Genomic DNA, 24,059 nt, shown 5'->3' on the forward strand with positions numbered 1-24,059 from the left:
CTCTTGCGGTGATGCGGCGGGACCACTTGCCCGCCAGCCGTCATTATCCCCCGTTCGCAGCGCGCAGGGTATTGCCGTCATGAATACATCAGAAAAACTGACAGCTATTAACTTTTAACGTCAGCATGACTGACTTAAAATGGCCGCCACTTCACCTTTACAGGCTTTACATGCAAGGCATCAAACGCAAAATCGTCTACGTCACCGCCTTTGAAATCATCGGCATGGCCATTTCCACGGCCTGGCTGACCCTGCTTTCGGGCGAATCGCCCACCAGCACGGGACCGCTGGCGGTCATGATCACCACCATCGCCGTGATCTGGAACCTGCTCTACAACACGGCCTTCGAATACTGGGAAATCCGCCAGGTATCGCGCACGCGCACCGTCTGGCGCCGCATCCTGCACGCGATCGGCTTCCAGATCACCCTCGTCATCTACCTGATCCCGCTGATCGCCTGGTGGCTGGACATCAGCCTGTGGCAAGCCTTCGTGCTGGACTTCGCGCTGATGCTGATCATCCCGTGCTACAGCTTCATCTTCAATTACTTCTTCGACGGCCTGTTCGGCGTGCCCCTGTCGGCGCAGCAGCCGAAGGAAGACGCCACCAATGTTCAGGCCGCTTCGCTGAGCAACTGAAGAAAGGACCGCGCCGCCATGCCCAGCGGCCGGTCCTTCATCCACACCAGGTGGATGGGCACGACCAGGCCATTGCCCGTGTTCTTGAACGCCACGCAGCGCACCCGCCCCGCCGCCAGAGAATGCTGGATGGCCGAGGCGGCAAAGTTGCCCCATCCCAAGCCCGCTTCGACCATGGACAGGGCCATCGGCAGGCTGTCCGTGCGCCAATAGGACAGGCCCACGACGGGCCGCGCATCGGCCAGGTCCAGCTCGCGGCTGGCGACGATGATCTGGCGCAAATTCACCAATTCCTCGATGTACAGGGGGCGTCCCGCCGCGCTCGGTGGATGCTGCGTGGAAATAATCGCCAGCAGGGCATCGCTGCCCACCAGCTGGAACTGCTCCTCGTGATTGATGCGCCCGCCGGCGAAGGCCATGCAGGCGCTGATGCGGCCCCGGTGCAGCATGTCGAGCACGTCGTCCTGCGGCGCCGTCAGCACTTCGATGTCGAGCAGCGGGTGGCGCAGCGACAGCGCGCGCACGGCGGCCAGGAAGGGTGCATGGTCGAGCTCGGCCGCGATGCCCAGCGAAATGCGGCTTTCCAGCCCCTGCGACAATTCCTGCGCATGCAGGTGCAATTGCTTGAGCTGCTCGGCGATGAGGCGCGCATGGGGAATCAGGGCGCAAGCGGCCGGCGTGGGCATGGCTTCGCGGGCGCTGCGGTCGAACAGGACGATGCCCAGTTCCGCCTCGATGTTGGCAATGGCCATGCTGACGGCCGACGGCGCCCGTCCCAGGGTGCGCGCGGCGCTGGAAAACGAGCCGCCGTCGACGACGGCCAGGAACAGTTCGATGTTATGGCTGGAAAGTTTCATGGGAAAGGTGGAAAGTGCGGCACTTCCGGCCGCGCGCGCGGTCAAACGGGGGAACGGCAGCAACACCCGGGAGTACACATGCGCCATCGATTCACTTACCGCCGTAGCGGCTATGTTTCGGAATTTACCCGCTTCATCGATGGCTATCTGCAGGCCCATCCCGAGGTGCAGGCCAGCCAGCGCCAGGGCTGGCGTATTTTCTGGGAGCGCCCCGTGAATTTCGGGGAGCTGCAGCGGGCCGGCACCGACAGCGTGCCGGAACCGCCATATCACTATGACTGATCAGGCAAACGCCTGACGCACCAGCGCGAACGGCCGCAGGGCGGCCGCGCGAGCAGTGATCGGTTCAACCCTTCCAGGTGCGCTGCAGGCCCGTATCGGCATGGATCCAGCCGCCGCGGGGGCCGGAGCGGTAATAGAAGCCCACGCCGCCCTGCTTGAAGCTGCGCACGAGCGAACCGAGCACTTCCGCGTTCAGGTTGGCCACGCGGATGTCGGCGGCGCGGCCCGAGATGTGCAGCGACTGGCGCGCGGCCGGCACGCCCGCTTCGCGCAGGCGGCTGTTCGACTCGGCCGTGCGGTAGCCCGACAAGATCTCCAGCGGCTGCTCGATGCCGTAGCGGGCCACGAAGGCTTGCGTGCCCCACAGGGTTTCCAGCAGTTTAGGGTCGATGGGCGCCGTCTTCTTGCCGTTCACGTCGCGCAGCAAATGGCACAGTTCCTGGTAGGCTGAATCGATGACTTCGCCATCTTTCCAGTACAGCAGTTTCGCTTTTTCATTGCTGGCCGGGCGCACCACTTCCAGGGTGCGGGGCTTGAGCCAGAATTCCAGGTCCAGCGCCTGCGCGTCGAAGATGTCGGGTGGCGGTTCCAGTTCCGTGATGGCCTGGCGCGACTGCGAAGTGAGCGAGCGGTCCACGCTGGCCAGTTGCGTGGGCTGGGGCGGCACGGCCGTGCGCGGCGCGCGGGGCTTGGCGCTGGCCGAAGCCGAGGCGGGAGCGGCCGTGCGCGAGGCGCAGCCGATGAGAGGTGTGGCTACCAGGCCCAGCGCGGCCAGGCCCATACCATGGTGTAGAAAATTTCTGCGCGATGCCATAGTCATTCCAATATAACGATACGAATACTATAGCCTATTGTGCTGCGAAGAAAAACCCTGTATCCCTATCGTGCCGCCCTGATTTCAGCGCATTTTTCGTCAGGCAGCGGCGGCGACGGGCGCGATGCCGTCCTTCGCCGTCGCCAGGGCCGTCAATGGCTTATCAAGCAGATAACCCTGCGCCACGATGGGCAAGCCCGTGGCGGCGGCGATGCGCTGCAGGGCCGCCAGCGCGGCCGGCGTGTCGAGGCGCTTGAAGACGACGCGGATCTTCGCCGCGTGGCACAGGGTGACGAAGCTGGCGGCCGCGTCCTCGTCGCTGAGGTTGCCCGCGTCCAGCTTGAAGGCGTGCGGATGCAGCCGCTCCAGCATGCCCGTCGCTTCATGCACGCTGGCCACGTTGATGGCCAGGCGGAAACCGTTGCGGCGGTAATTGTCGGCCACGTAGTTGAGCAGCCAGCCCTGGTTCGGCGTGACGGCCGGCAATTGCAGCACGATGCGCTCGATGGGCAGGCCCAGCGCATCGAGGATGCGCTGGAAGGCGTGGCCATGGTTGCTGCTGACGGCGCTGAGCAGGCGGTCGTGCACGTTCAGGTACAGGTCGGACTGCTCCGCTTCCGGCTGGCGGAAGAAATTAATGGCGTGCAGCATGCGGCACAGCCGGTCCAGTTCCACGGATTCGTCGTCGCTGGCTGCATGGTCGAGCAAACGCCACAGCGACAGGCCTTCGTCCGCCTTCGACACGCTGCGCGCCAGGCCCTCGAACGCGAGCAGTTTTCCGCTCTGCAGTTCGCGCAGGGGCTGGAAGGCGCTCGTCATGGTGCAATTGAAAAAACGCCCCAGCGCCCTGCCCTCGTCATCGAGCCAGACGCTGGTGCCGGCCTGGGTTTGGTGCGACAGGCGGGCCAGGTAATTTTTCAGGACGGGAAATGGCATGGAAGCTCCTTCGTAGGACTGCGCCGCCGGCCCTCGTGGGGCAGGCGACGCCAAAGTGTGCAGACTAAGGCAGGGTGAACCAAAGGAGAACGAATGGTTTCGCCATTTGATATGCACCCGGCGCATAAGGGCGTAGCGACGGCCAGCGCATATCGATAGTCAGAAACATTCCTTCCCGCCCCCGCCCGCGGCCAGTACTGTGGCCGGGTACCGATATCATCAGGAAGGGCCGCCATGTGCCAGTTACTCGCAATGAACAGCAGCAAGCCGGCCGCGCTGGGATTTTCCTTCGCCGGCTTCGCCGAGCGGGGCGGCCGCACGGACGAGCACCGCGACGGCTGGGGCATCGCCTATCATTCCGGTAGCGGCTGCACCCTGCTCACCGACCACCTGGCCGCCATCGATTCGCCGCTGGCCGCCACGGTGCAGCAGCATCCCGTCAAGGCGAAAAACATCGTCGCGCACATCCGCAAGGCCACGCAGGGCCGCATCGCGCCGGAAAACACCCACCCGTTCGCCCGCGAACTGTGGGGCAGGACGTGGTCCTTCGCCCACAATGGCGACCTGAAGACGTGGCGCGCGCCCGCCAACGCGCATTACCATGCCTGCGGCGACACGGACAGCGAACAGGCCTTCTGCCACCTGCTGGCCAGCCTGCGCGCGCGCTTTCCCGCCGGCGAACCGACGCGCGCCGACCTGCGCGCCGCCATAGCCGAGGTCGCCAAGGAGATCGCCGCGCACGGCACGTTCAACTTCATCCTGTCGGACGGCGAACTGCTGTTCGCCCACTGCTCCACGCATCTGCACTATGTGATCCGCGAATACCCATTTTCCGTGGCGCAACTGATCGACTGCGAACGCAGCATCGACTTTCGCCAGCACAACCACCTCGACGACCGCATCGCCGTCATCGCCACGCACCCGCTGACGGAGAACGAGCAGTGGCTGGCGTTTGCGCCCGGCGAACTGAAACTGTTCGCCGGCGGCACCCTGCTGCAGGCGGACGAGCGCGCGCCACGGGGCGTGTACATCCAGATCAGTTACTGAGGAGAAATATTGAAGGGGAAGAAAAGGCCCGCCGCCGGATGGGCGGGCTGCAGCGCCGGCTGGCCGTCAGGCCGAATTGCAGTTGCAAAAGCGCTTGCGCTTGGGGTCGCCGCTGGCGATGCCTGCGGGATCAATCTGTTTCCAGCAAAAAATCGTTTCCACGCCATAGGGCGAACGCACATTGCCCGCCTCGACATAGCCCTGCTTGACGAAAAAGGCCTGGCTGCTGGCCGTGCTGTGCAGCTGCAAGGCCTTGATGCCCCACTCGCGCGCCTGCGCTTCCAGCCCTTCCACCAGCGCCTTGCCCGCGCCGCGGCCTTGCGCCTCGGGCAGCAGGTAGCACAGGGCCAGCTTGCCGGCGCGCGTCAGCAGGCCCACGCCGACGACGGCGCCCTGCTCGACGGCGACCAGCGAAAAATTGGTGGGCGACGCGAACCAGCACGCCACCATCTGCGGTGTTTTATTGCCCAGCCAGGCTTCCAGGATGGCCGGATCGTCCCGGTGATCGAGGCTGCAGCATTCGACGATCGAGCGTCGTAATACATTGCACGCCTCGAAAGCGTCGGTCGATGTTGCAATACGAATTTCAAGACTCATGTACGCTCACAAAATATTCCAGTTGCCGATGCAGGCCGTTTCACCGTGTATCGCGCCATTCGACTATACACCAAGCGGCGCATTCGGGGTTTTTCGCGCCGCGCCACGGGCCCGTTTTGCCTGTGGCAGCCTGCTTGCAGACTAAGCCCGGATACGCGCCTTGCCCACGAATCATTTCAAAAATCCATATCTGTTTTTTGGCAGAAACGGGAATGTGATCTAAGCATATTACGAAAAATTCGTTTCTTTTCCGGCCGGAATTTTAGACTATGTCTATCTATTCTCACAACAAGAGTTCACCATGTCCCCATTCAACGCCGTAAAGACCGCCGTCCCGACGCTCACCCAACGCTCGCGCCGCTGGTTCCTGGCCAGCGCCCTGGCCGCCTCCGCCGCCGCCATGAGCCTGCCCATGGCCGCCAGCGCAGCCGAACCGGTGGTCTTGCTGAACGCCTCCTACGACGTGATGCGCGAGCTGTTCAAGGACGTGAATCCCGCATTTATTGCTGATTGGAAAGCCAAGACAGGCGAAACCATTACTATCAAGCAATCGCACGGCGGTTCCAGCAAGCAGGCGCGTTCCGTCGCCGATGGCCTGGAAGCGTCCGTCGTGACCATGAACCAGGCCAATGACATCGACATCCTCGTCGACCGCGGTCTCGTGGTGGCCGACTGGGCCAAGAAATTCCCGAACAATGCGGCGCCGTTCTATTCCACCATGGTGTACCTGGTGCGCAAGGGCAATCCAAAACACATCAAGGACTGGGACGACCTGGCCAAGCCCGGCATCAAGGTCATCGTGCCCAATCCCAAGACGTCAGGCAACGGCCGCTACACCTACCTGGCCGCCTGGGGCTATGCCCTGAAAAAAGGCGGCAGCGAAGCGCAGGCGCGCGACCTGGTCACCAAGCTGTTCAAGAACGTGCCCGTGCTCGACGGCGGCGGCCGCGGCGCCACCACCACCTTCACGCAGCGCGAAATCGGCGACGTGCTGGTGACGTTTGAAAACGAGGTGCAACTGGTGCGCGCCGAATTCGGCGACAACTTCGAAGTGGTCTACCCGAGCATCTCCATCCTGGCCGAGTCGCCCGTGGCCGTCGTCGACAAGGTCGTCGACCGCCGCGGCATCCGCAAGGAAGCCACCGCCTACCTGCAATACCTGTACTCGGAACCGGGCCAGGAACTGGTCGCCAAGCACTACCTGCGTCCCCGTTCGGCGACGGTGGCGAAGAAATACGCGGCCAGCTTCAAGCCCATCAGCCTGTTTACCATCGACGATGTGTTCGGCGGCTGGAAACAAGCGCAAAAGAAACATTTTGACGATGGCGGCGAATTCGACAAGATTTATCAGAAGTAAGTTTGCGCCACATCAAGAAAACCGGGATACGTCCCGGTTTTTTTATTGGCGCGCCGTCACTGCGGTTTCCATGGCCGCATGGCAAGCCTGCCGAGGATGTACGGACGAGTATAGGCGAATAATCTGCTTGCGCCAGGGCTGGCGCACGCTTTGCGCATATCGATATGCGCATCGATTCGTGGTCAAAAGGGCGCGCGGGCCGTACTCTGGCCATGTCGCGCCGCACGGCGTATTACGGGCACAAAGGAAACATCATGGCTATCTCGGAAGTGAATGTACGCAACCAGTTTCGCGGCAAGATCAAGGAAATCATCTTTGGCCCCGTCGTCTCGGAAGTGGACGTGGAAACGCCGCACGGCATCGTCACGTCGGTGATCACCTCGCGCTCGATCAAGGACCTGGACCTGAAGGTGGGCAGCGAAGTCATCGCCCTGGTGAAATCGACGGAAGTGTCGATCGCCAAGATCCAGTAAGCCTCGCCCCACCTGCCGACGCCGCGCCCTTGCCCTCCGGCAGCGGCGCGGCGTTGTCGCATGGACCGGCCTCTACGGCTTGATATAGGCGTACCCTTCCTGCGTCTGCAGGCGGCTCAGCTCGGCCACGCCGGAAGGCACGATGACGGCTTCCGGCAGCACGCGCTGGCGCTCGATGCCGCGCCCCTGCAAGGTGTTGTTGCAGACGCGAAAGCCCACGCCGCGCCGGACCAGTTCGCGCACCGCTACGTCATACGGGTAGCCATCCTTGTCGATGGCGCCATCGAGCAGGAAATCGATGCCGGCGCCGTGGGCGACGAGCACGATGGTCGCCTGCGGGCTGGCGTCCAGGTGATTGCGGATGTTGCGCAGCGCCGCCGCGGCATTGGCGGTGTCGTTAACGTGGTACACCACCTTTTCCACCTTCGGCGCCGCCTGGACGGCCGTGTACGACAACAGGGAAAGCAGGAAGGCGGCGAAACAGCGGCGTAGCAGTGTCATGGAAAATCCAGTCAGTGGCGTTAATGAAAGATTGCCATCATATCAATCCCGGAACAGATACGTAAACGTGCGGCTGACGGGCAGCTTTTCCGTGCTGCCCCGCACCAGCACCTGCATGCGCTCGGCGTCGATGCGTTCGGCCGCCTCGATGGCCTTCACGTTGACCATGGTGCCGCGGTGGATCTGCCAGAACTGCTCCGGGTCCAGGCCGCCCAGCAAGTCCTTCAGCGGCGTGCGCACCAGCGCTTCCGAGCCGGCCAGCACCACGCGCGTGTACTTGGTATCGGCCTGGAAGAACAGCACGTCGTCGATATCGATCAGGCGGATCTGCTTGCCCACGCTGGCCTTGATCCATTTCATCTTTTCGCGCGGCGGCGCCGGCAGCGCGGCCCGCAGCGACTGCAGCAGGTGCGCCATGTCCGCCGGCTGGCCGCCCAGCTTGTCGCCCAGGCGGGCCAGGGCCCGCTGCAGGCGCTCGGCCTGCACGGGTTTCAACAGGTAGTCGACGGCGCCCGCGTCGAACGCATCGACGGCATACTGGTCGTAGGCTGTGACGAACACCACGTGGGCCCGCTTGCCGATGCGCTCGGCCACTTCCAGGCCGGACAGGCCCGGCATGCGGATGTCGAGGAACACCACTTCCGGCTCATGCTCGAGAAAGCCGTCCCAGGCGTCGTTGCCGTTTTCCGCCACCAGCACCACCCGGGCCTGCGGCCATGCCTGTTCCAGCAAGCCCTGCAGGCGCTCGCGCATCAGGGGTTCATCCTCGGCAATCATGATCGTCGTTTTCATGTGCTGCTGTCCTTTGCATTGACGGGTAACAAAATATCGGCGATGACGCCGCCCTCCTCCCCATTGCGCAGCTCCAGGCGGCCTGCCGGGGCGCCGTCCTGCCCCGCCAGCCGCAGACGGCTGCGCACGTTTTCCAGGCCCAGCCCGCCACCGGCGGCGGGCACGCCGTGCTCCGCCATGCCCATGCCCGTATCCTGCACGCGCAGGCGCAGCATGCCGTCGACGTGCTCAGCCGAAATAATGACGTCGCCGCCGCGCAGGGCCGGTTCGATGCCGTGCTTGATGGCGTTCTCGGCCAGGGTCAGCACGATCATGCTGGGCACCATGGCCTGCGCCAGGCCGGCCGGCAAGTCCAGGCGATAGCGCAGGCGCTGGCCCATGCGCGCCTGCATCACGCGCAGGTAGGCTGCCACCATGTCGAACTCGCTCTGCAGGGGCACCTGCTCGCTGCGCATCTCGGCCAGGCTGGCGCGCAGGAAGGCGATCAGGTCGGCCGTCAGGGCGGCGGCCCGCGCGGCGCCATCCGCCCCCTGCTCGGCCAGCTGCTGCACGGCGCCCAGCGTATTGAAGAGGAAATGCGGTTCGATCTGCGCCCGCAGCAGGCGCAGCTGGGATTCGCTCAGCTCGCGCGCCAGGCGGTCGCGCTCGGCATCCTGCTGCAGCTGCAGGGTCAGCGCCTCGAACTGGCGGTTGCGCCACATGGCGACGATCCCCAGCGGCACGATGTACAGCAGGCTCACCACCAGCAGGGCGATGCCCAGGTTGCGGGCGATTTTCTCCGGCGAGAACACCATGGGCTGGTCGCTGAAGACGGCCGCCGCGCCCATGCCCACGGCCATGCCGCCCATGCAGGCCAGCAAGATGCGCAGCAAGGGCTTTACCGAGCGGTTCGCCACCAGCGTGCGGTAGTTGAACCAGACGCCCATCAGGCCGCAAGCGAGCGAAAAGCCGATCAGGTTACTCAACACCAAGGCTTCGACCCAGCTCAGCTTGCCCGGCCACAGCAGGTGCTGCAGCACGCCCAGCGCGCTGAAGGGGATGAGCAGCTTGGCGGCCGCCTTGTAGAAGCGGGCGCCGCGGTATTTCAGCAGGAATGCACGGAATTGCTGGCGCTCGATCAATGACATGGTGGCCAGGCGCGTGCCGATACAGCGCCGGTAGCCGGCCGGCAAGGTGGCGGCGGCGCCGGGCGATTCCAGCACCAGGATGGCGTCGTCGTCCATTTGCTGGTGCAGCTGCTTGATTTTTCCCCACATGGTGCGTTCTCCTTGATAAGTTCAGATGCATGAACGCAGTCTGGGGGCAGGATGGCCCGGGGCACAGGGGCACATGACCAGGCACGAGTTTGCGGGTACGAGCGACGATGGCGGCCCATGGTGTATGCCAACCTGTATGCCAACCAGCAAGATTGCAGAAAGAGTATTAGATTTCCTAAATGAAATCAATAATACGGCGACAATTTTCAGTCAGGCAATAGTTACATGCCGGATCGCGATTATTTTCACCTTTCTCGCCGCAAAGCGGCCGGCGCGGCCAGTGTGCCGTAGACATCGCAATATTTTTAATGGTATTGTCTACACTTGGCAAATATTGCCTCCGAGACACATACCGCGTCCCCGCGCGGTCCTGTCCCGGCTTTGCGCGCAGCGCCCTCGATGGCGCCCCAAAACTGCTTTCCCACATACGATCCCATGCTCAAAAAAATGTTCGCCGCGGTGCTGATGACGCTTTCGACAGCGGCCATCGCCGTGCCCTTCGGTTCCCAGTCGATACTGGTGGTCGAAGACGGCACAGGTAAAGTCTTGCTTGAAAAAAATTCCAACGTGGTGGTGCCCATCGCCTCGCTGACCAAACTCATGACGGCCATGGTCGTGCTCGACTCCAAGGCGAACATGCAGGAAGAGATCAGCATCGACCGCGAGGATGTCGACACCCTGAAACACAGCACCTCGCGCGTGCCCGTGGGCGCCACCCTGAGCCGCCACGACGTGCTGCAACTGGCCCTGATGTCGTCCGACAACCGCGCCGCCGCCTCGCTGGCGCGCACCTACCCGGGCGGCCCGACGGCGTTCGCCGTCGCCGTGAACGCCAAGATCAAGGCCCTGGGCATGCACCAGACCGTGATCGAGGAGCCGACGGGCTTGTCGCCGAATAACCAGTCGACGGCGGCCGACCTCGTCAAGATGGCCGTGGCCGCTTCGCGCTACCCGGAAATCAGCCGCATCACGACGGATTCGAAGGACGTGATCCAGATCAAGGGCCGCGACGTGGAATACCACAACACGAACCGCCTGGTGGGCGCCAAGGGCTGGGACATCGGCCTGTCGAAGACGGGCTACACGAATGAAGCGGGCCGCTGCCTGATCATGCGCATCAAGTCGGCCGGCAAGTTCGCCACCATGATTCTGCTCAACGCGCGCGCCAATTCCGTGCGCGCCATGGACGCCGTCAACATCCGCCGCATGCTGGCGGCCGAAAACGGCATCGAAGAGCCGAAGGTCATGCGCGCTTCCGCCAGCCGGCATAAAAAAGCGCCGGCGAAACCGAGTAAACGCCGCCGCGCCCGCTGAGCGCAACTGACTGCCGGGGTCAGACCCGACGGGTCTGACCCCCGAACTATTTCGCTTGCCGGTTGGTCATGATGACGCCGGCGATCGTCACCGCGCCGCCCACCAGCATGGAGACGAGCACCGGCTCGCCCAGCAGCGCCGCCGCCAGCACGATGCCGAACACGGGCACGAGGTTGTTGAACACGGCCGTGCGCGACGGCCCCAGCGCCTTCACCCCTTCGTAATACCAGACAAAGCCGATCACCGTGCCGAACACGCCCAGGTAGCCGATGGCGGCCCACACTTGCCAGCCGAAGCTGTGCCACGGCACGGTCGGAAATTCCACGGCCGCCCCCACCAGCAGGAAGGCCAGACCCCACATGGCCGCATACGTGGTGGCGGCGATCGGGCTCAGGCCCTTCAGCGCCACCCTGCCGATCAGGGTGTAGGCGGCCCAGCTGGAAATGCCGCAGAACATGAAGACCTCGCCGGCGCCGATGCCGCCGCCGTTGCCGTGCAGCATGCCAGCGAGGTCGCCGCGCGTGATGACGATGGCCGTGCCGCAGAATGCCAGCAGGATGCCCAGCCACTTGAAGGAGCCGAGCCGCTCGCGGAACAGCATGGCCGAGGCCAGCGCCGTGACGATGGGATTGAGGGCGACAAACAGCGCCGTGCGCCCCGCCGGCATGCGCGACAGGGCCGCCAGGAAGCACAGGTTGTACAGGAAGATGCCCGTCAGGCCCAGGGCCGCCGTCGTCGCCAGCTGCTTGCGGTCCAGGCGCGGCAAGCCCCCTTCCAGCTTCCATGCCAGCACGACGAGCAAGAGCACGGCCACGCCGAAGCGCCCGCTGGCCGCCGTCATGGGCGGCATCTGCTGCGCCAGCACGCGCCCCGCGATAAAGGTGCCGCCCCAGAACAGGGCGACGAAGATCAGTTTGATGTAGACGAGCGGCGACTGCACGGCGAGCAGCGGCGAAGGAGGTGCGGCGGTAGTAGGCATGGAAAGTCCTGTGATGCCGCTTGCGCGGCGGGTAGTGTCCATATATATTAATACTAATATCAACTCATGAAATAATGAGCAAATACTCATAGCTCACAAAAGCCACGCCATGACCTTCACACAACTGGAAATTTTTACCCTGGTGGCCGAACTGCACGGTTTTTCCGCCGCCGCCGCGCAGCTGGGCATCAGCCAGTCGGCCGTCTCGCATGCCTTGAAAGCGCTGGAAAAGGAGATGGGCGTGGACCTGATCGTGCGCCACCAGGCCTCGGCCGAGTTGACGGACGTGGGCCGCCAGCTGCTGGTGCGGGCGCGCGAAATCCTCGGCCTGTCCGAAGCCATGCGCCAGGAAGCGGCCGACGTGCTGGGCCAGCGCCAGGGCACCCTGCGCATCGGCTCCTTCGGCCCCACCTCCTCCTTGAACCTGCTGCCGGCCATCACGGCGCAGTTCCGCCTGCGCTATCCGGGCATCGACCTGCGCATCGACGAAGGGGCCGACCATGAAGTGGTGCAGTGGATACGCGAGCGCAGGGTCGACGTGGGCTTCGTCGTGCTGCCCGACGAGCGCTTCGACACGGCGCCGCTGGTGGAAGACCAGATGATGGCGCTGGTGCCGCGCAGCCATCCGCTGGCGCGGCTGGAAGCGATCACCCTGGCGCAGCTGTGCGAGGGGCCGTTCATCATGTCGGAAGCGGGCTGCGCCTGCCTGATCGAGCCCCTCTTCGCCAACGCGGGCCTGCAGCCGCAGGTGCCCTACCGTATCAGCCAGGTCATCACCATCCTCGACATGGTCAGCCGCGGCGACGGCCTGTCCATCGTCGCCGAACTGGCGCTGCCGCAGCGCCTGCGCGAGCAGTATCCGGAACTGGTCGCCCTGCCCTTGAATCCGCCCGTCAGCCGCAAGGTGGGCCTGGCCGTGCGCGACCGGCGCCAGAACACGCCCGCCACCAACGCCTTTTTCGAGGTGGCCAGGCAGATGGCGCCGACCCTGGCGCCGCGGCGCGCCTGGCAGCGCGTCGACAAAGCTGCTTAAAAAGTCTCCCACTCCTCCGACGGTTCCGCCTTGCGGGCAGCTGCCCTGGCGGCAGGACGGCTGGCGATGCGCGGCGCGGCGGGCGGGCGTACCGCCGGTGTCGCGGGCCGGTGCTGCTGCGCGGGCGCCTGTCCCTCATCGAGCTTGAACACGCCCACCACCTGCGCCAGGGTGCTGGCCTGCTCCTGCAGGCTTTCGGCGGCCGCCGCCGCCTCTTCCACCAGGGCCGCGTTCTGCTGCGTCACCTGGTCCATCTGCGCGATGGCCTGGTTCACCTGTTCGATGCCGGAACTCTGTTCCACGCTGGCGGACGTGATTTCGCCCATGATGTCCGTCACGCGCTGCACGCTGTCGACGATTTCCTGCATCGTCGCACCCGCTTCGCCCACCAGGCGGTTGCCCGTATCGACGGCGCTCACGGAGTCGTCGATCAGGGCCTTGATTTCCTTGGCGGCCGCGCTCGAGCGCTGCGCCAGGCTGCGCACTTCCGTCGCCACGACGGCAAAGCCCCGTCCCTGCTCGCCCGCACGCGCCGCTTCCACGGCCGCATTGAGCGCGAGGATGTTCGTCTGGAAGGCGATGCCGTCGATGACGCCGATGATGTCGACGATCTTGCGCGACGAGGCATTGATCGAGGTCATGGTATCGACCACCTGCGCCACCACCATGCCGCCCTTGCTGGCCACGCCGGAGGCCGACACGGCCATCTGGTTGGCCTGGCGCGCATTGTCCGCATTCTGTTTCACCGTGGACGTCAGCTCCTCCATCGAGGCGGCCGTCTCTTCCAGCGAACTGGCCTGCTGTTCCGTGCGCGAGGACAGGTCCTGGTTGCCGGCGGCGATCTCCATTGATGACACCTTCACCGATTCGCTGGCCGTGCGGATCTTCACCAGCACGGCGGCGATCTTGTCGATGAAGCGGTTGAAGGCGCCCGCGATCTGCGCCAGTTCATCCGCGCCGGCAGCGTCGAGGCGGCGCGTCAGGTCGCCCTCGCCCGAGGCGATGTCGTCGAGCGCGGCGCGCACCAGTTCCAGGCGCTTGAGCATGGCGAACACCAGGAGCGACAGCAGCAGCGCGGCCAGCCCCGTCAGCACCACGGCCGTGACGGTGGCCGTCGTCAGCATCGTCTGCAGGGCCTGCATGGCTTCCTGCTGGTCCAGCACCACGGCCAGCAGCCAGCCGGTGCCCGCCACGCGCGTGACGTACAGCATGCCGTCGCGCCCGCCCAGGCGCACGGCTTCGCTCCGGCGCGCGCTTTCCAGCCCCTGGATCTGCGCGGCCGACAGGGCCGCGTCGAGTTTCGACACGGGCTGCAGGCTCAGCTCCTTGTCCGCATGGGCGATGATGGTGCCGTCCTCGCCGACGAGGAAGGCAAAGCTGTGCGGCGTGGGCTTGATCGCCACCACGTTGGCGATGACGGCATCGAGCGGCACGTCCGCGCCCGCCACACCCACGGGCGCGCCCTTCGGTCCCACGGGCGCCGTGAACGACACCACCAGCTGGTGGCTGGCCGCGTCCACGTATGGCGGCGTGAGCATCGGCACGCCCGCCTTGACGGTATCCGTGTACCAGGCGCGCGCCGTGGGATCGAAATCGGCCGGCCGCCCGGGATGCGTGAAGACGGAGCGCTTGTCCGCGTAGCCGACGAAGACTTCCGAAAAGTCACCGGCCTTTTCCGCGATCTGGAAGGCGCGCAGGGGCTCGGGCGTCTCGGCCGACATCAGCACGGACGCCATGACCTTTTTCTTGCCATCGACCCATTGCGCCAGCACGGCGGACTGGCTGTGCAGCAGCTGCTGCATCTGCTGGTCGGCCGACGCCAGCATGCTGCCGCGCGTGGTGACGTAATTGGCGACCGACAGGGCCAGCATGGACAGCATGACGATGGCGACGCAAATGAGCACCAGCCGCGTGCGCAACGATGAAAACATGGTGTACTCCTCGATTGTGATTTTTATGGTGTGAACCGGCAGCGATGCCGTGCCTGCCAGCCTACGCATTCTCACATAAAAATCGGAACATTATCACTCAATATTCGGAATACACAACATATATTACCTTTTAGCAACACCCTCCCGGGCAGCGGCGCGCGTGCCGGGCCAGGCGCTCAGCCGATCACCTCCCGCAGCCCGCTGGCCCGCTGCGTGCGGCGCAAAATGGCGTCGAACAGCACGGCCTGCGTGGGCGAGACGAGGGTGAAGAAGTCGCGCGCCCGCGTGATGCCCGTGTAGACCAGTTCGCGCGCCAGCATGGCGCCGCCCTCCTGCGGCAGCACCAGCACGGTGTGGCGGAATTCCGAGCCCTGCGATTTGTGCACCGTCATGGCGAACGCCGTCTCCACGTGGCGCAAGCGCGTGGCCAGCACGCTGCGCACGTTCTCGCCTTCCAAAAAGTACACGCGCAGGGAGCCGGGCCGCGCCGGATCGCGCAAGGTCAGGCCGATGTCGCCATTGAACACGCCCGTGCCGTAGTCGTTGCGCGTCACCATCACGGGGCGGCCCACATACCATTCGCTGCGGCGTATCAGGCCTTCCCTTTCCAGCCGCAGTTCGATGGCCGTGTTCAGCCCCGCCACGCCCCACTCCCCCTCGCGCACGGCGCACAGGATGCGGAACGCTTCAAAGCGGTGCAGCACGTCGCGCACCCAGTCGTCGTGCTGCGCGTAGCCCTCCCCGCCCGCATTCACCAGTTCCAGGTAGGGCAGATAGCCGCCCGGCGCGTCCGCGCGGCCGCGCAAGGCCAGGCGCAGCACCTCGTCCGGCTGCGCCGTCACGTTCCACGCCAGCTGGCCGCCGCTGTCGCCGGCGAAACAGGCCTTGGACAGGTCGGGCCTGCCCGCGTTCACGGCCAGCGCCAGTTCGCCGATCGGGCCGCTGAAGCGGTGGCTGTGGCGCAGCATCACCGTCTGCTGCGCCAGCGCGCCCGCCGTTCCCGCAAAGGCGGCGGGGATGGCCACGCCGCTGGCCGCCTGCGCATACGCGATGGTGGCGGGCGTGTAGCCGCCCGCCTGCGCGTCGTGGCACAAGTCGCCCAGCACGGCGCCCGCCTCCACGGACGCCAGTTGATCCTTGTCGCCCAGGAGGATCAGGATCGCCGCGGGCGGCAGGGCGTCGAGCACGGACGCCATCATCTCCAGGTGCACCATCGACGCTTCATCGACGATCAGCACGTCGACGTCGAGCGGATTGCCCGCGTGGTGGGCAAAGGCGCGCGTATCGGGCCGGGCGCCCAGCAGGCTGTGCAAAGTGCGCGCGGCGCCCATGCGGCGCGCCAGTTCCAGCAGGGGCAGCGCCTCGCCCGCCTTGGCCGCCAGCCCCTCCAGGGCCTTGTCGATCGACTGCTTCAGCCGCGCGGCCGCCTTGCCCGTGGGCGCGGCCAGGGCGATGCGCAGCTGTTCCGGCTGCGGCGAGACGGCAAACAGCAGGGTCAGCAAGCTGGCCACCGTGTAGGTTTTCCCCGTCCCCGGGCCGCCCGTGATGATGGCCACCTTGCCGCGCAGGGCGACGGCGCAGGCCACCTTTTGCCAGTCCGGGGCGCCGTCCTTGGCCGGCTGGTCGAACAGCACGTCCAGCCATTGCCGCACCTGCGCCAGCGGCGGCTGCTCCAGCGCCCGCGCGCGCGCGGCGATCTTGCCGCCCACCAGGCGCTCGTCGCGCCAGTAGCGGCGCAGGTACAGCCGCGCGCCATCGAGCACCAGGGGCTGGCGCGCGTCGGGCGCATCCACCTGCCACACCTGCGGCGCGCGCGCCAGCAGCGCGCACCAGGCGTCCAGCGATGCCGGCAGCGGGCCGGCCACGGCCAGCACGGCGTGCCACAGCTCTTCGCTCCAGCCCAGCAGCTGCGACGGCTCACTGGCCAGATCAAACAGCATCAGGCAGCTGTGCCCCCGCCCTTCCAGCTCGGACAGCACCACGCTGGCCACGGCCACGGCGGGGGCGTCGGGCCTGGCGCGCGACTCGCCGTCCAGCGTGGCGATGAAGCGGGCAAAGGCGGCGCTCAGGCGGCGCAGGTGGCCCGCTTCCGCGATGCCGTCAAGGTGGGTAAACAAGGCGTCCATCTGCAAGGCCTCCATCTGCGCATCATGCTGCATGGTGTTCCGTTTCTTCTAACAGTTGATCGAGGCCGTCCAGCAGTTCCCGCTGCGGCGCCAGCCAGTAGCAGCCGTGCGTGTCCCCATTCGCGATCCCGCGCAGGAACAGGAAGATGGCGCCGCCCAGGTGCTCGGCCGGGTCGTAGGCGTCGCCGAGGCGGCTTTGCAGCAGGCGGTGCAGCGCCAGCATGTAGATGGCGCCCTGGATGTCGTAGCGGTGCTGCGCCATGCCGGCCGCCAGCGCGGCCGTGTGATAGGCGGCGTCGTTGGCACCCAGCGCATTCGACTTGTAGTCGAGCACCCAGTAGCGGCCTTCCCTTTCGATGACCAGGTCGGCGAAGCCTTTCAGCATGCCATGCAGCTGGCGCCGCGGCAGCACAGGACGGGGCGCGCCGTCGAGCAGCAGCCGCGTGCACAGCTGGTCGAGCGCCCCGGTGGACAGGTGCTCGCTGGGGAACCAGAATTCCATCTCGGACAGCGTGCTGTCGAGTTCGGACAGCGACGCGTCCAGCAGCGGCAGCGGCGTGACGGCCACCTGCGTCAGCCAGGCGATGGCGTCTTCCTGGCGGTGGCCCCAGCCGGCCCGCTCGCAGCGCGCGGCCAGGCGCGTGGCGAAGTTGTCATCGTGGACGCAGTCGAAGCCTTCGCCGCCCATCCACTCGAGCTGCTCGTGCAGGAAGTTGCCGGGCACGGAGCCGCGCGGGAAGCGGTGCCACGGCGCGTCGGCCGCCTGCTGCTGCGGCAGGGCCGGCACGCCGGCGCCCGTGCCGTCTTCCAGCAGGGTCTCTTCCAGCGCCCGCTGCGGCACGTGGGCCGCGGCCACGGCGCCGATCTGGCGCGTCAGCGAGGTAAAGCTGCCCACCGACCAGTCGCGCTCGAAGTCTCCCGCGAACACGGGCGCGGGGCGCAGCTCGGGGCGCCGCTCGATGCGGTCGAGCACCGTGCAGGCGTCGGAGTGCGCCAGCGAGGCCACGTAGATGGCGTCGCAACTGCCCGCCACCTGCTGCCAGCGCAGCAGCAATTGTTCCGCCGGCAGCCTGTCGCCGCCCGTCAGCAAATAGCCCAGCGCCGATTCGTGCAGGGTATTTTCGCCCGCCTTGCGCGCCGCCAGCGCGGCCACGCCCAGCCACAGGAAGTGGCGCGCGCGCGTCAGCGCCACGTACAGCAGGCGCAAGTCTTCCTCGATGCGCGCCTCTTCCACGGCTGCCATGGCCTCGTCGGACAGCGACAGGTCGATGCGCCGCTCGCCGTTTTCATCCGCATATTCGAAGAAGCTGCGGTTGCGCTTGTCCACCTTGCGCGCCGTGACGGCGAACGGCAGGTACACGAGCGGGTATTCCAGGCCCTTGGATTTGTGCACGGTGATGACCTTCACCAGCTCCGCGTCGCTTTCCAGGCGCAGCACGCGCTCGTCGCCGTTGTCGCCCTCGCCCGCGATCTGCTCGGCCAGCCAGCGTATCAGCGCCTGTTCGCCATCGAGCTGGCGGCTGGCCGATTGCAGCAGTTCGGCCAGGTGCAGCAGATTCGTCAGGCGCCGCTCGCCGCCCGTCTGCTGCAGCAGCATGGCGGGCAGCTGCAGTTCGTGGATGAAGCGGCGCAGCATGGCCAGCACGCCCTGGCGCTGCCAGATCAAATGCAGGGCTTTCAGCTGCTCGACCCTGCGCTCCCATTCCAGTTCATCGCTCGACAGGCGCGCCAGCTCGCCCAGCGACAGGCCGATGGTGCGCGTGGCCAGCGCGGCGCGCGCCAGTCCCCCGTCGAGCGGGTTGGCCAGCGCCGCCAGCCAGCGCAGCACGTCGGCCGCCTCCTCGCTGTCGACGACGGAATCCTTGTCGGACAAATACACGCTGGCGACCCGGCGGCGCGCCAGCGCGCGGCGGATGGCGGCCGCCTCCTTGCGGTCGCGCACGAGGATGGCCACGTCGGCCGGCTGCAGGCGCACGAAGCCGTCGGGGCCATCGAAACCCGCCTGCGGGTCGCCCAGCATGGCGACGATATGCTCGGCGCAGTGCTGCGCGAAATACTCGCGGTAGCCGTCGCCGCGCAGCCCTTCGTCGCTGGCGCAGGCGGCCAGCAGCGCCGGCATGGCGCCGTCCTTTGTTACCAGGTATTCGGCGCGCCCCTTGGCGTCGACGGCCTCGAACGGCAGCGGATTCTCGTCCCCTATCCGGTAGCGGAAGGCGCCGGCCGGCACCTCGGCCCGTTCCGCATGCAGGAACAGCTGGTTGACGGCCGCCACCAGCGGCGCCGTCGAGCGGTAGTTGGTGCCCAGCTGGTAGTGGCGCCCAGCCGTGGCGCGGCGCGCCGCCAGGTAGCTCTGGATGTCGGCGCCGCGAAAGCCGTAGATCGACTGTTTCGGGTCGCCGATCAGGAACAGGCCCAGCGCCTTATCGTTGTCGGCGATGCGGTACAGCAGGTTGAAGATCTGGTACTGGGCCGGCGCCGTATCCTGGAATTCATCGACCATGGCCAACGGATACTGCTCGACGATGCGCTGGCGCAGGGCCGCGCCGTTTTCGCCCGCCAGCGCGTCGTGCAGGCGCTGCAGCATGTCGGCAAAGCCGAACTGGCGCGACTGGCGCTTCAATTGATCCATGCGCCGGGCGATGGACGCCGCCGCGTGCAGGTGCAGCTTGTGCGCTAGCGGCGTGATGGCGGCCAGAGCCAGCCCCAGCGCCTCCGTGTGTTCGAAGCACTCGGGCACCTGCGCCGTGAAACTCTTGGCAAACGCATCCTCGATGCCGAAGGGCGTCAATCGCTCCCAGGCCTTGGCCGTGATGGCCGGCTGCAGCAGCAGCGGGTCCTGCGCCCAGCGGCGCAAGCCGTCGAACCATTTCGCCAGGTTCTCCGGCTTCATCTTGACGCCGTTAAAACACTTGGGATTGATGGCGCGGTGCTCGTTGATCCACGCGGCCATGCGGTCCACGCGCTCGACCCAGCCCGCCTTCAGGCTGGCCAGCTGCGCGGCCAGCGCCCGCTGTTCGCGCCCGATCAGCGCGGACAAGGGTTCTTCCTGCGCCATGCCCGTGATGTCCGCGCGGCGCGCCAGGTCGCGCGCGCCTTTTTTGAGCGCATCCACGTCGGGCCAGCAATCGAGCAGCACCTCCAGCGCCTGCGGCGACAGGGGATACACCTGCTGGCGCCAGTAATCGTGGGCCGCATCCTCGAACAGGGCCTGCTCGTCGCTGACCAGTTCCTCGTCGAACAGGCTGCCGCTGTCGAAGGCATGCTCGCGCAGCATGCGCTGGCACCAGGCGTCGATGGTGAAGATGGCCGCTTCATCCATCGTCTCGGCGGCCAGCATCAGCCGGTGCGCCGCCTTTTGCCGTTCGCTCTCGTCCGGATACGCTTCCAGCAGGGCGTCGAGGAACGGGTCGCTGGCGCCGGATTCATGGCGGAAATAGGCGGCGGCCTCGATCAGGCGCTCGCGCACGCGGTTCGACAGTTCCCGCGTGGCGGCGCGGGTAAACGTCATCACCAGGATGTCGGCCGGCAGCAGGGGCCGCGCAAAGCGGCTGTCGTCGTCGCCGTGTCCCAGCACGAGGCGCACGTACAGCGCGGCGATGGTCCAGGTCTTGCCCGTGCCGGCGGACGCTTCGATCAGGCGCGAGCCATGCAGGGGGAATGCCAGGGGGTTGAGCAGATGACTCGTCATTGTTCTTCTCCGGCGCCGTCATGGGGCGCGCTGATCGGGTCGATGGTGATGTGCTGTTGCAGCCAGTCGGCCAGCGGTCCATACAGCTCGCGCGTGCAGTCCTGCCATGCTTCGTCCGCCGCCAGGGCGGAAAACTCGGGCCACAGGCGGGCCAGGCACAGTTCCTCGCGCTCGCCCGAGACTTCAAAGCCGCCATCGTAGACGGCGCGCGGGTCGCCCTCCTGCACCAGCGCCAGGCCCGTCTTGCAGGCCGTGGGCAGCGGATGGTTCATGCCTTCGCGCCACAAGGCCAGCAGGGTGGCCAGGGCGGCGCGCGACGCGGCCGGATCGAGCGGCGCCATGCTGACGATGGCGTCGCGCGCCACCAGGTAGCCAGTAACGGGAAAATCGAGGGCGGCGGCGGCCAGCTGGCGCAGCCACATCAGCATCAGCTTGTCGCCGCGCGCCTGGCCGCCCTTGTCCGTCACTTTCGAGGAAATCTGCATCAGCCAGGCCGTTTCCTGGCCGTTGCTGCACAATCTGTCGAGCCAGTCGTCGATCTGCACCTCGCCGAAAGGCAGGTTGATGGCGCGCTTGTCGGCCGGCAGCGGGAACGAGGCGCGCAGGGACAGCCACGCGCTGCGCACGGGCACCAGCGCCTCGACCAGCTGCGCCTGCACCTGCTGGCCGATCAGGCCGATGGGCAGCACGCCTTCGCGCGCCAGCTTTTCCGCGCGCGCCTCCAGGCTGGCGCGCACATCGTCCAGCGCTTCCACGGCGCCGCCATCATCGAGCATGGTGTCTTCCAGCAGATAGCGCTCGAGCGCATTCAGGCCGAACGGTTCCTCGTCCTCGCCCAGCATGGCCGCATCGGCGAAATGCACGCTGAGGCGGCGGCGGAAGAAGTACTTGACGGGCTGGCGCAAAAAGCTGGCCAGCTCGCCCAGCTTCAGGCGCGTGCCGGGATCGAGTTCGTAGGGCCCCAGCGGCAGCTCCCCGGCCTGCGTATCGGCATCGGCATCGGCATGCGCCACGCGCCATTCGCGCGCGTACGTGAGCAGGCCGCCCGCCTCGAAATAGCGGCGGCTGAACGGCTGCAGCGCGTGCTCCGTCGTCAGGCTCGCCAGGTGGCGGTCCAGCGACCAGCCGGCGGCCAGGTAGTCGCGCAGCTGCGACACCAGCACGGATGGCGGCTGTTCGGAATTGTCGCGCACATTGCGCCCCACCCAGCTCACGTAGAGCTTGTCGCGCGCGGCCAGCAGGGCTTCGAGCATCAGGTAGCGGTCGTCGTCGCGGCGCGAACGGTCGCCCGGGCGTGCCATGCCGGGCAGCGCCAGCAAGTCGAAATCGGCCTTCGGCGCGCGGCGCGGGAAGTCGCCGTCGTTCATGCCCAGCAGGCAGACGACGCGGAAGGGCACGGCGCGCATCGGCATCAGGGTGCAGAACGTCACGCCACCGGAGACAAACTGGTGGTTCAGGGTCGGCTCGTCGAGCGCGCCCAGCCACGCCACGCGCAGCACGGACAGCGGCACCTGCTCGACGAAGCCCGCGTGCTCGCACGTTTCCAGCCAGCGCAGCAAGGCGCCTTCCAGCTGCGCCAGGGTCAGGCGGTCGCCCTCGTCGTCGGCGTCGAAGAAGGCGGCCAGTAGGGCGCGCGCCTGCTCGCCCCATTCGGCGGGCGTGCGGCTGCCGGCCAGCACGCCGCGCCAGTGCAGCAGGGCCTCGACCAGCTGCGCCAGGGAGCCTGCCAGCGCCGCATCGAGGCCGCCCACTTCCGCGTACGGCTCGATGCCGCCGAAGCTGGCGCCACCGCCGCTGGCATAGCCGAGCAGCATGCGCCGCACGCCGAAGATCCACGCATTCTGTTCGCCCGCCGCGCCCAGCCCCAGGCCGGCGCGGTGCTCCCGGTCCAGGCCCCAGCGCACGCCCGCCCCTTCGATCCACGCGCCCAGCGTGGCCAGGTCATCCGGCTGCAGGCCGAAGCGGGCCGCCAGCGCCGGCACGTCGAGCAGGTCGCGCACCTCGCTCTGGCGGCAGCGCTGCTGCGGCAGGTGCAGCAGCCATTCGAGCGCGACGAGCAGCGGATTGACGCTGCGGTCCTTCACGTCGCCGATCTCGAACGGAATGAAACGCTCGTCGTTGCGCCGGTACTGGCCGAAGACGGCGTGGATGGCGGCCGTGAAGGTGTCGATGTCGGGCACCATCACCACCACGTCGCGCGGGCGCAGCCCCGTCTCGGCGCTGTGGGCGAACATGGCCAGCAGCTGGTCGTGCAGCACCTCCACTTCGCGCTGCACGCTGTGCGCCACGTGGAATTCGATCGAGCGGTCGGCCGCATCGGGCGGCGTTTGCGCGTGTTCGGCCAGCGGACGCAGTTCGCGGATGGCCACCTGCACCTGCTGCAGCAGGGTTGCGCCCTCCTCCTCGCCGAACAGGTCGATGCGCAGGCTGTCGTCGCGCCCTTCGGCTTGCGCATGCTCGTCGAATTCGTCGAGCATGCGGATGAAATCGCGCCCTTGCCGGCCCCAGCTCGCCAGCAGCGGATGGCTGTGCGCATGCAGTTCTTCCAGCGGGATCTGCGCCAGGTCATGGCCGTTGCGCTGCTGCTGCCGCTTGTTCGCCGCGCGCAGCAGGTCGCGCCCTTCGATGATGTCGCCCCAGTAGAACTGGCACGGGTTGGGCACGGCCAGCACCACCTGCGTGTGGCGCGCCAGCGCGGCCAGCGCCTGCAGGGTCTGGTATGGCAGGGCCGACACGCCGAACAGCACCACCCGGCGCGGCAGCTTGCCGGCGGGCCGGTCTCCGGCGGAAATCGCCGCCAGGAAGGCGTCGTGGATGTCGGCGCGGCCCGTATCGCGTTCGGCTTCGGCCACGTCGGCCGCCACGGCGCGCCACAACTGCGCCTGCCAGCGCTGCTCCTCCTTCAGCGCGATGGCTTCGTTTCTGGCCGTGCGCAGCTGGTCGCGCCCCGCGGCCCAGTCGGCCAGCCAGTCGGCGCGGTAGACCTGGTACTGGTCGAACAGGTCGGCCAGGCGCTCGGCCAGCTGCAGGCGGCGTTCCGCGTCGCCGTCGGCGAGGAAGTAGCGCAGCGGCGCGAAGGCGGGATCGGCCAGCAGCGATGGCAGCAGGCGCATCAAACGCCACGTCAGCGGCGACTTGTCGAACGGCGAGACGCGCGGCACGCGCTCGCGGCCCAGCATGCCCCGGTAGCTTTCCCACAGCAGGCGCGCCGGCAGGGCGATGCGCGTGGCGGCGCACACGCCCATTTCCTCGGCCAGGGCGATCTTCAGCCACTCGGCCACGCCGTTCGACTGCACCAGGAAGATGTCCGTTTCCAGCGGCGCCAGCGGGTGGCTGCGCAGCCACTGGAAAACGGCGGCGCGCAGCTGTTCCAGCTGGTTGCCGTGCAGGATGAGGAGGCCGGGCGTGACGGTTGTTTGCATGCTGATCCGATGAGTT

19 protein-coding genes are annotated in these 24,059 nt (G+C 66.7%); 7 read left to right on the forward strand and 12 right to left on the reverse strand.

Going from position 1 to position 24,059, the window contains the following annotated elements:
* Positions 1-170 precede the first annotated feature (170 nt).
* Positions 171-638, forward strand: a complete 468-nt coding sequence (locus EBS11_RS12255) for a PACE efflux transporter (protein ID WP_290603247.1) — start codon at positions 171-173, stop codon at positions 636-638.
* Here the strand turns inward: EBS11_RS12255 and EBS11_RS12260 are convergent.
* Positions 614-1,495 carry a LysR family transcriptional regulator gene (locus tag EBS11_RS12260; protein ID WP_290603248.1) on the reverse strand — a complete coding sequence of 294 codons (882 nt, stop codon included), beginning with the start codon at positions 1,493-1,495 and terminating at the stop codon, positions 614-616. The two genes, EBS11_RS12255 and EBS11_RS12260, sit on opposite strands and share 25 nt — an antisense overlap.
* Before the next feature lie 78 nt (positions 1,496-1,573).
* Here EBS11_RS12260 and EBS11_RS12265 point away from each other — a divergent pair, with 78 nt between their 5' ends.
* Positions 1,574-1,777: a DUF3460 family protein gene (locus EBS11_RS12265; protein WP_290603249.1), complete on the forward strand. Its 204-nt coding sequence runs from the start codon at positions 1,574-1,576 to the stop codon at positions 1,775-1,777.
* Positions 1,778-1,841: 64 nt separating this feature from the next.
* Here the strand turns inward: EBS11_RS12265 and EBS11_RS12270 are convergent, their stop codons facing one another.
* Both EBS11_RS12270 and EBS11_RS12275 read right to left on the reverse strand, forming a co-directional pair.
* A complete protein-coding gene (locus EBS11_RS12270) occupies positions 1,842-2,558 on the reverse strand; it encodes a DUF882 domain-containing protein (protein WP_290603317.1) in 717 nt (238 codons plus the stop codon).
* A gap of 132 nt (positions 2,559-2,690) precedes the next feature.
* Positions 2,691-3,527 carry an EAL domain-containing protein gene (locus EBS11_RS12275; RefSeq protein WP_290603250.1) on the reverse strand — a complete coding sequence of 279 codons (837 nt, stop codon included), beginning with the start codon at positions 3,525-3,527 and terminating at the stop codon, positions 2,691-2,693.
* A gap of 234 nt (positions 3,528-3,761) precedes the next feature.
* Here EBS11_RS12275 and EBS11_RS12280 point away from each other — a divergent pair, with 234 nt between their 5' ends.
* Positions 3,762-4,574, forward strand: coding sequence for a class II glutamine amidotransferase (locus EBS11_RS12280; RefSeq protein WP_290603251.1), 813 nt, complete (start codon positions 3,762-3,764; stop codon positions 4,572-4,574).
* Between the two features lie 66 nt (positions 4,575-4,640).
* On the opposite strand, the gene EBS11_RS12285 is transcribed toward EBS11_RS12280, so the two are convergent.
* Entirely contained in the window at positions 4,641-5,171 is a 531-nt protein-coding gene (locus tag EBS11_RS12285; RefSeq protein WP_290603252.1) for a GNAT family N-acetyltransferase, read from the reverse strand.
* 301 nt (positions 5,172-5,472) lie between these two features.
* Between EBS11_RS12285 and EBS11_RS12290 the strand changes: the two genes are divergently transcribed.
* Positions 5,473-6,528 carry a sulfate ABC transporter substrate-binding protein gene (locus tag EBS11_RS12290; protein WP_290603253.1) on the forward strand — a complete coding sequence of 352 codons (1,056 nt, stop codon included), beginning with the start codon at positions 5,473-5,475 and terminating at the stop codon, positions 6,526-6,528.
* Positions 6,529-6,782: 254 nt separating this feature from the next.
* Positions 6,783-7,001, forward strand: a complete 219-nt coding sequence (locus tag EBS11_RS12295; protein ID WP_034757699.1) for a TOBE domain-containing protein — start codon at positions 6,783-6,785, stop codon at positions 6,999-7,001.
* Between the two features lie 72 nt (positions 7,002-7,073).
* On the opposite strand, the gene EBS11_RS12300 is transcribed toward EBS11_RS12295, so the two are convergent.
* Genes EBS11_RS12300 through EBS11_RS12310 form a run of 3 tightly spaced genes read right to left on the reverse strand, consistent with a single transcriptional unit; the run spans position 7,074 to position 9,550 of the window.
* Positions 7,074-7,502 carry a DsrE family protein gene (locus EBS11_RS12300; RefSeq protein ID WP_290603254.1) on the reverse strand — a complete coding sequence of 143 codons (429 nt, stop codon included), beginning with the start codon at positions 7,500-7,502 and terminating at the stop codon, positions 7,074-7,076.
* A gap of 42 nt (positions 7,503-7,544) precedes the next feature.
* Entirely contained in the window at positions 7,545-8,294 is a 750-nt protein-coding gene (locus EBS11_RS12305; RefSeq protein ID WP_290603255.1) for a LytTR family DNA-binding domain-containing protein, read from the reverse strand.
* On the reverse strand, positions 8,291-9,550 hold the full coding sequence (locus EBS11_RS12310) for a histidine kinase (RefSeq protein ID WP_290603256.1): 1,260 nt from the start codon (positions 9,548-9,550) through the stop codon (positions 8,291-8,293). Before EBS11_RS12310 ends, EBS11_RS12305 begins: the two co-directional genes overlap by 4 nt.
* A 435-nt stretch (positions 9,551-9,985) precedes the next feature.
* Here EBS11_RS12310 and EBS11_RS12315 point away from each other — a divergent pair, with 435 nt between their 5' ends.
* Positions 9,986-10,864 (forward strand): serine hydrolase, encoded by an 879-nt coding sequence (locus EBS11_RS12315; protein WP_290603257.1) that lies wholly within the window; start codon positions 9,986-9,988, stop codon positions 10,862-10,864.
* A 46-nt stretch (positions 10,865-10,910) separates the two neighbouring features.
* On the opposite strand, the gene EBS11_RS12320 is transcribed toward EBS11_RS12315, so the two are convergent.
* The gene (locus tag EBS11_RS12320) at positions 10,911-11,843 is read right to left on the reverse strand and encodes a DMT family transporter (RefSeq protein ID WP_290603258.1); all 933 of its coding nucleotides are present in this window, start codon (positions 11,841-11,843) and stop codon (positions 10,911-10,913) included.
* 109 nt (positions 11,844-11,952) lie between these two features.
* Between EBS11_RS12320 and EBS11_RS12325 the strand changes: the two genes are divergently transcribed.
* Positions 11,953-12,876, forward strand: coding sequence for a LysR substrate-binding domain-containing protein (locus EBS11_RS12325; RefSeq protein ID WP_290603259.1), 924 nt, complete (start codon positions 11,953-11,955; stop codon positions 12,874-12,876).
* Here the strand turns inward: EBS11_RS12325 and EBS11_RS12330 are convergent.
* From EBS11_RS12330 to recC, 4 genes are all read right to left on the reverse strand, one after another.
* Positions 12,873-14,807: a methyl-accepting chemotaxis protein gene (locus tag EBS11_RS12330; RefSeq protein WP_290603260.1), complete on the reverse strand. Its 1,935-nt coding sequence runs from the start codon at positions 14,805-14,807 to the stop codon at positions 12,873-12,875. The two genes, EBS11_RS12325 and EBS11_RS12330, sit on opposite strands and share 4 nt — an antisense overlap.
* A gap of 176 nt (positions 14,808-14,983) precedes the next feature.
* Entirely contained in the window at positions 14,984-16,966 is a 1,983-nt protein-coding gene (gene recD, locus EBS11_RS12335) for an exodeoxyribonuclease V subunit alpha (protein WP_290603261.1), read from the reverse strand.
* Positions 16,956-20,621 carry an exodeoxyribonuclease V subunit beta gene (gene recB / locus EBS11_RS12340; protein WP_290603262.1) on the reverse strand — a complete coding sequence of 1,222 codons (3,666 nt, stop codon included), beginning with the start codon at positions 20,619-20,621 and terminating at the stop codon, positions 16,956-16,958. Before recB ends, recD begins: the two co-directional genes overlap by 11 nt.
* Positions 20,618-24,043 (reverse strand): exodeoxyribonuclease V subunit gamma, encoded by a 3,426-nt coding sequence (gene recC, locus EBS11_RS12345; RefSeq protein ID WP_290603263.1) that lies wholly within the window; start codon positions 24,041-24,043, stop codon positions 20,618-20,620. Before recC ends, recB begins: the two co-directional genes overlap by 4 nt.
* Positions 24,044-24,059: the final 16 nt, after the last annotated feature.

The sequence above is a fragment of the Janthinobacterium sp. genome (genome assembly GCF_009923995.1).
In the GTDB taxonomy this organism is placed as follows: Bacteria; Pseudomonadota; Gammaproteobacteria; order Burkholderiales; family Burkholderiaceae_D; genus Janthinobacterium.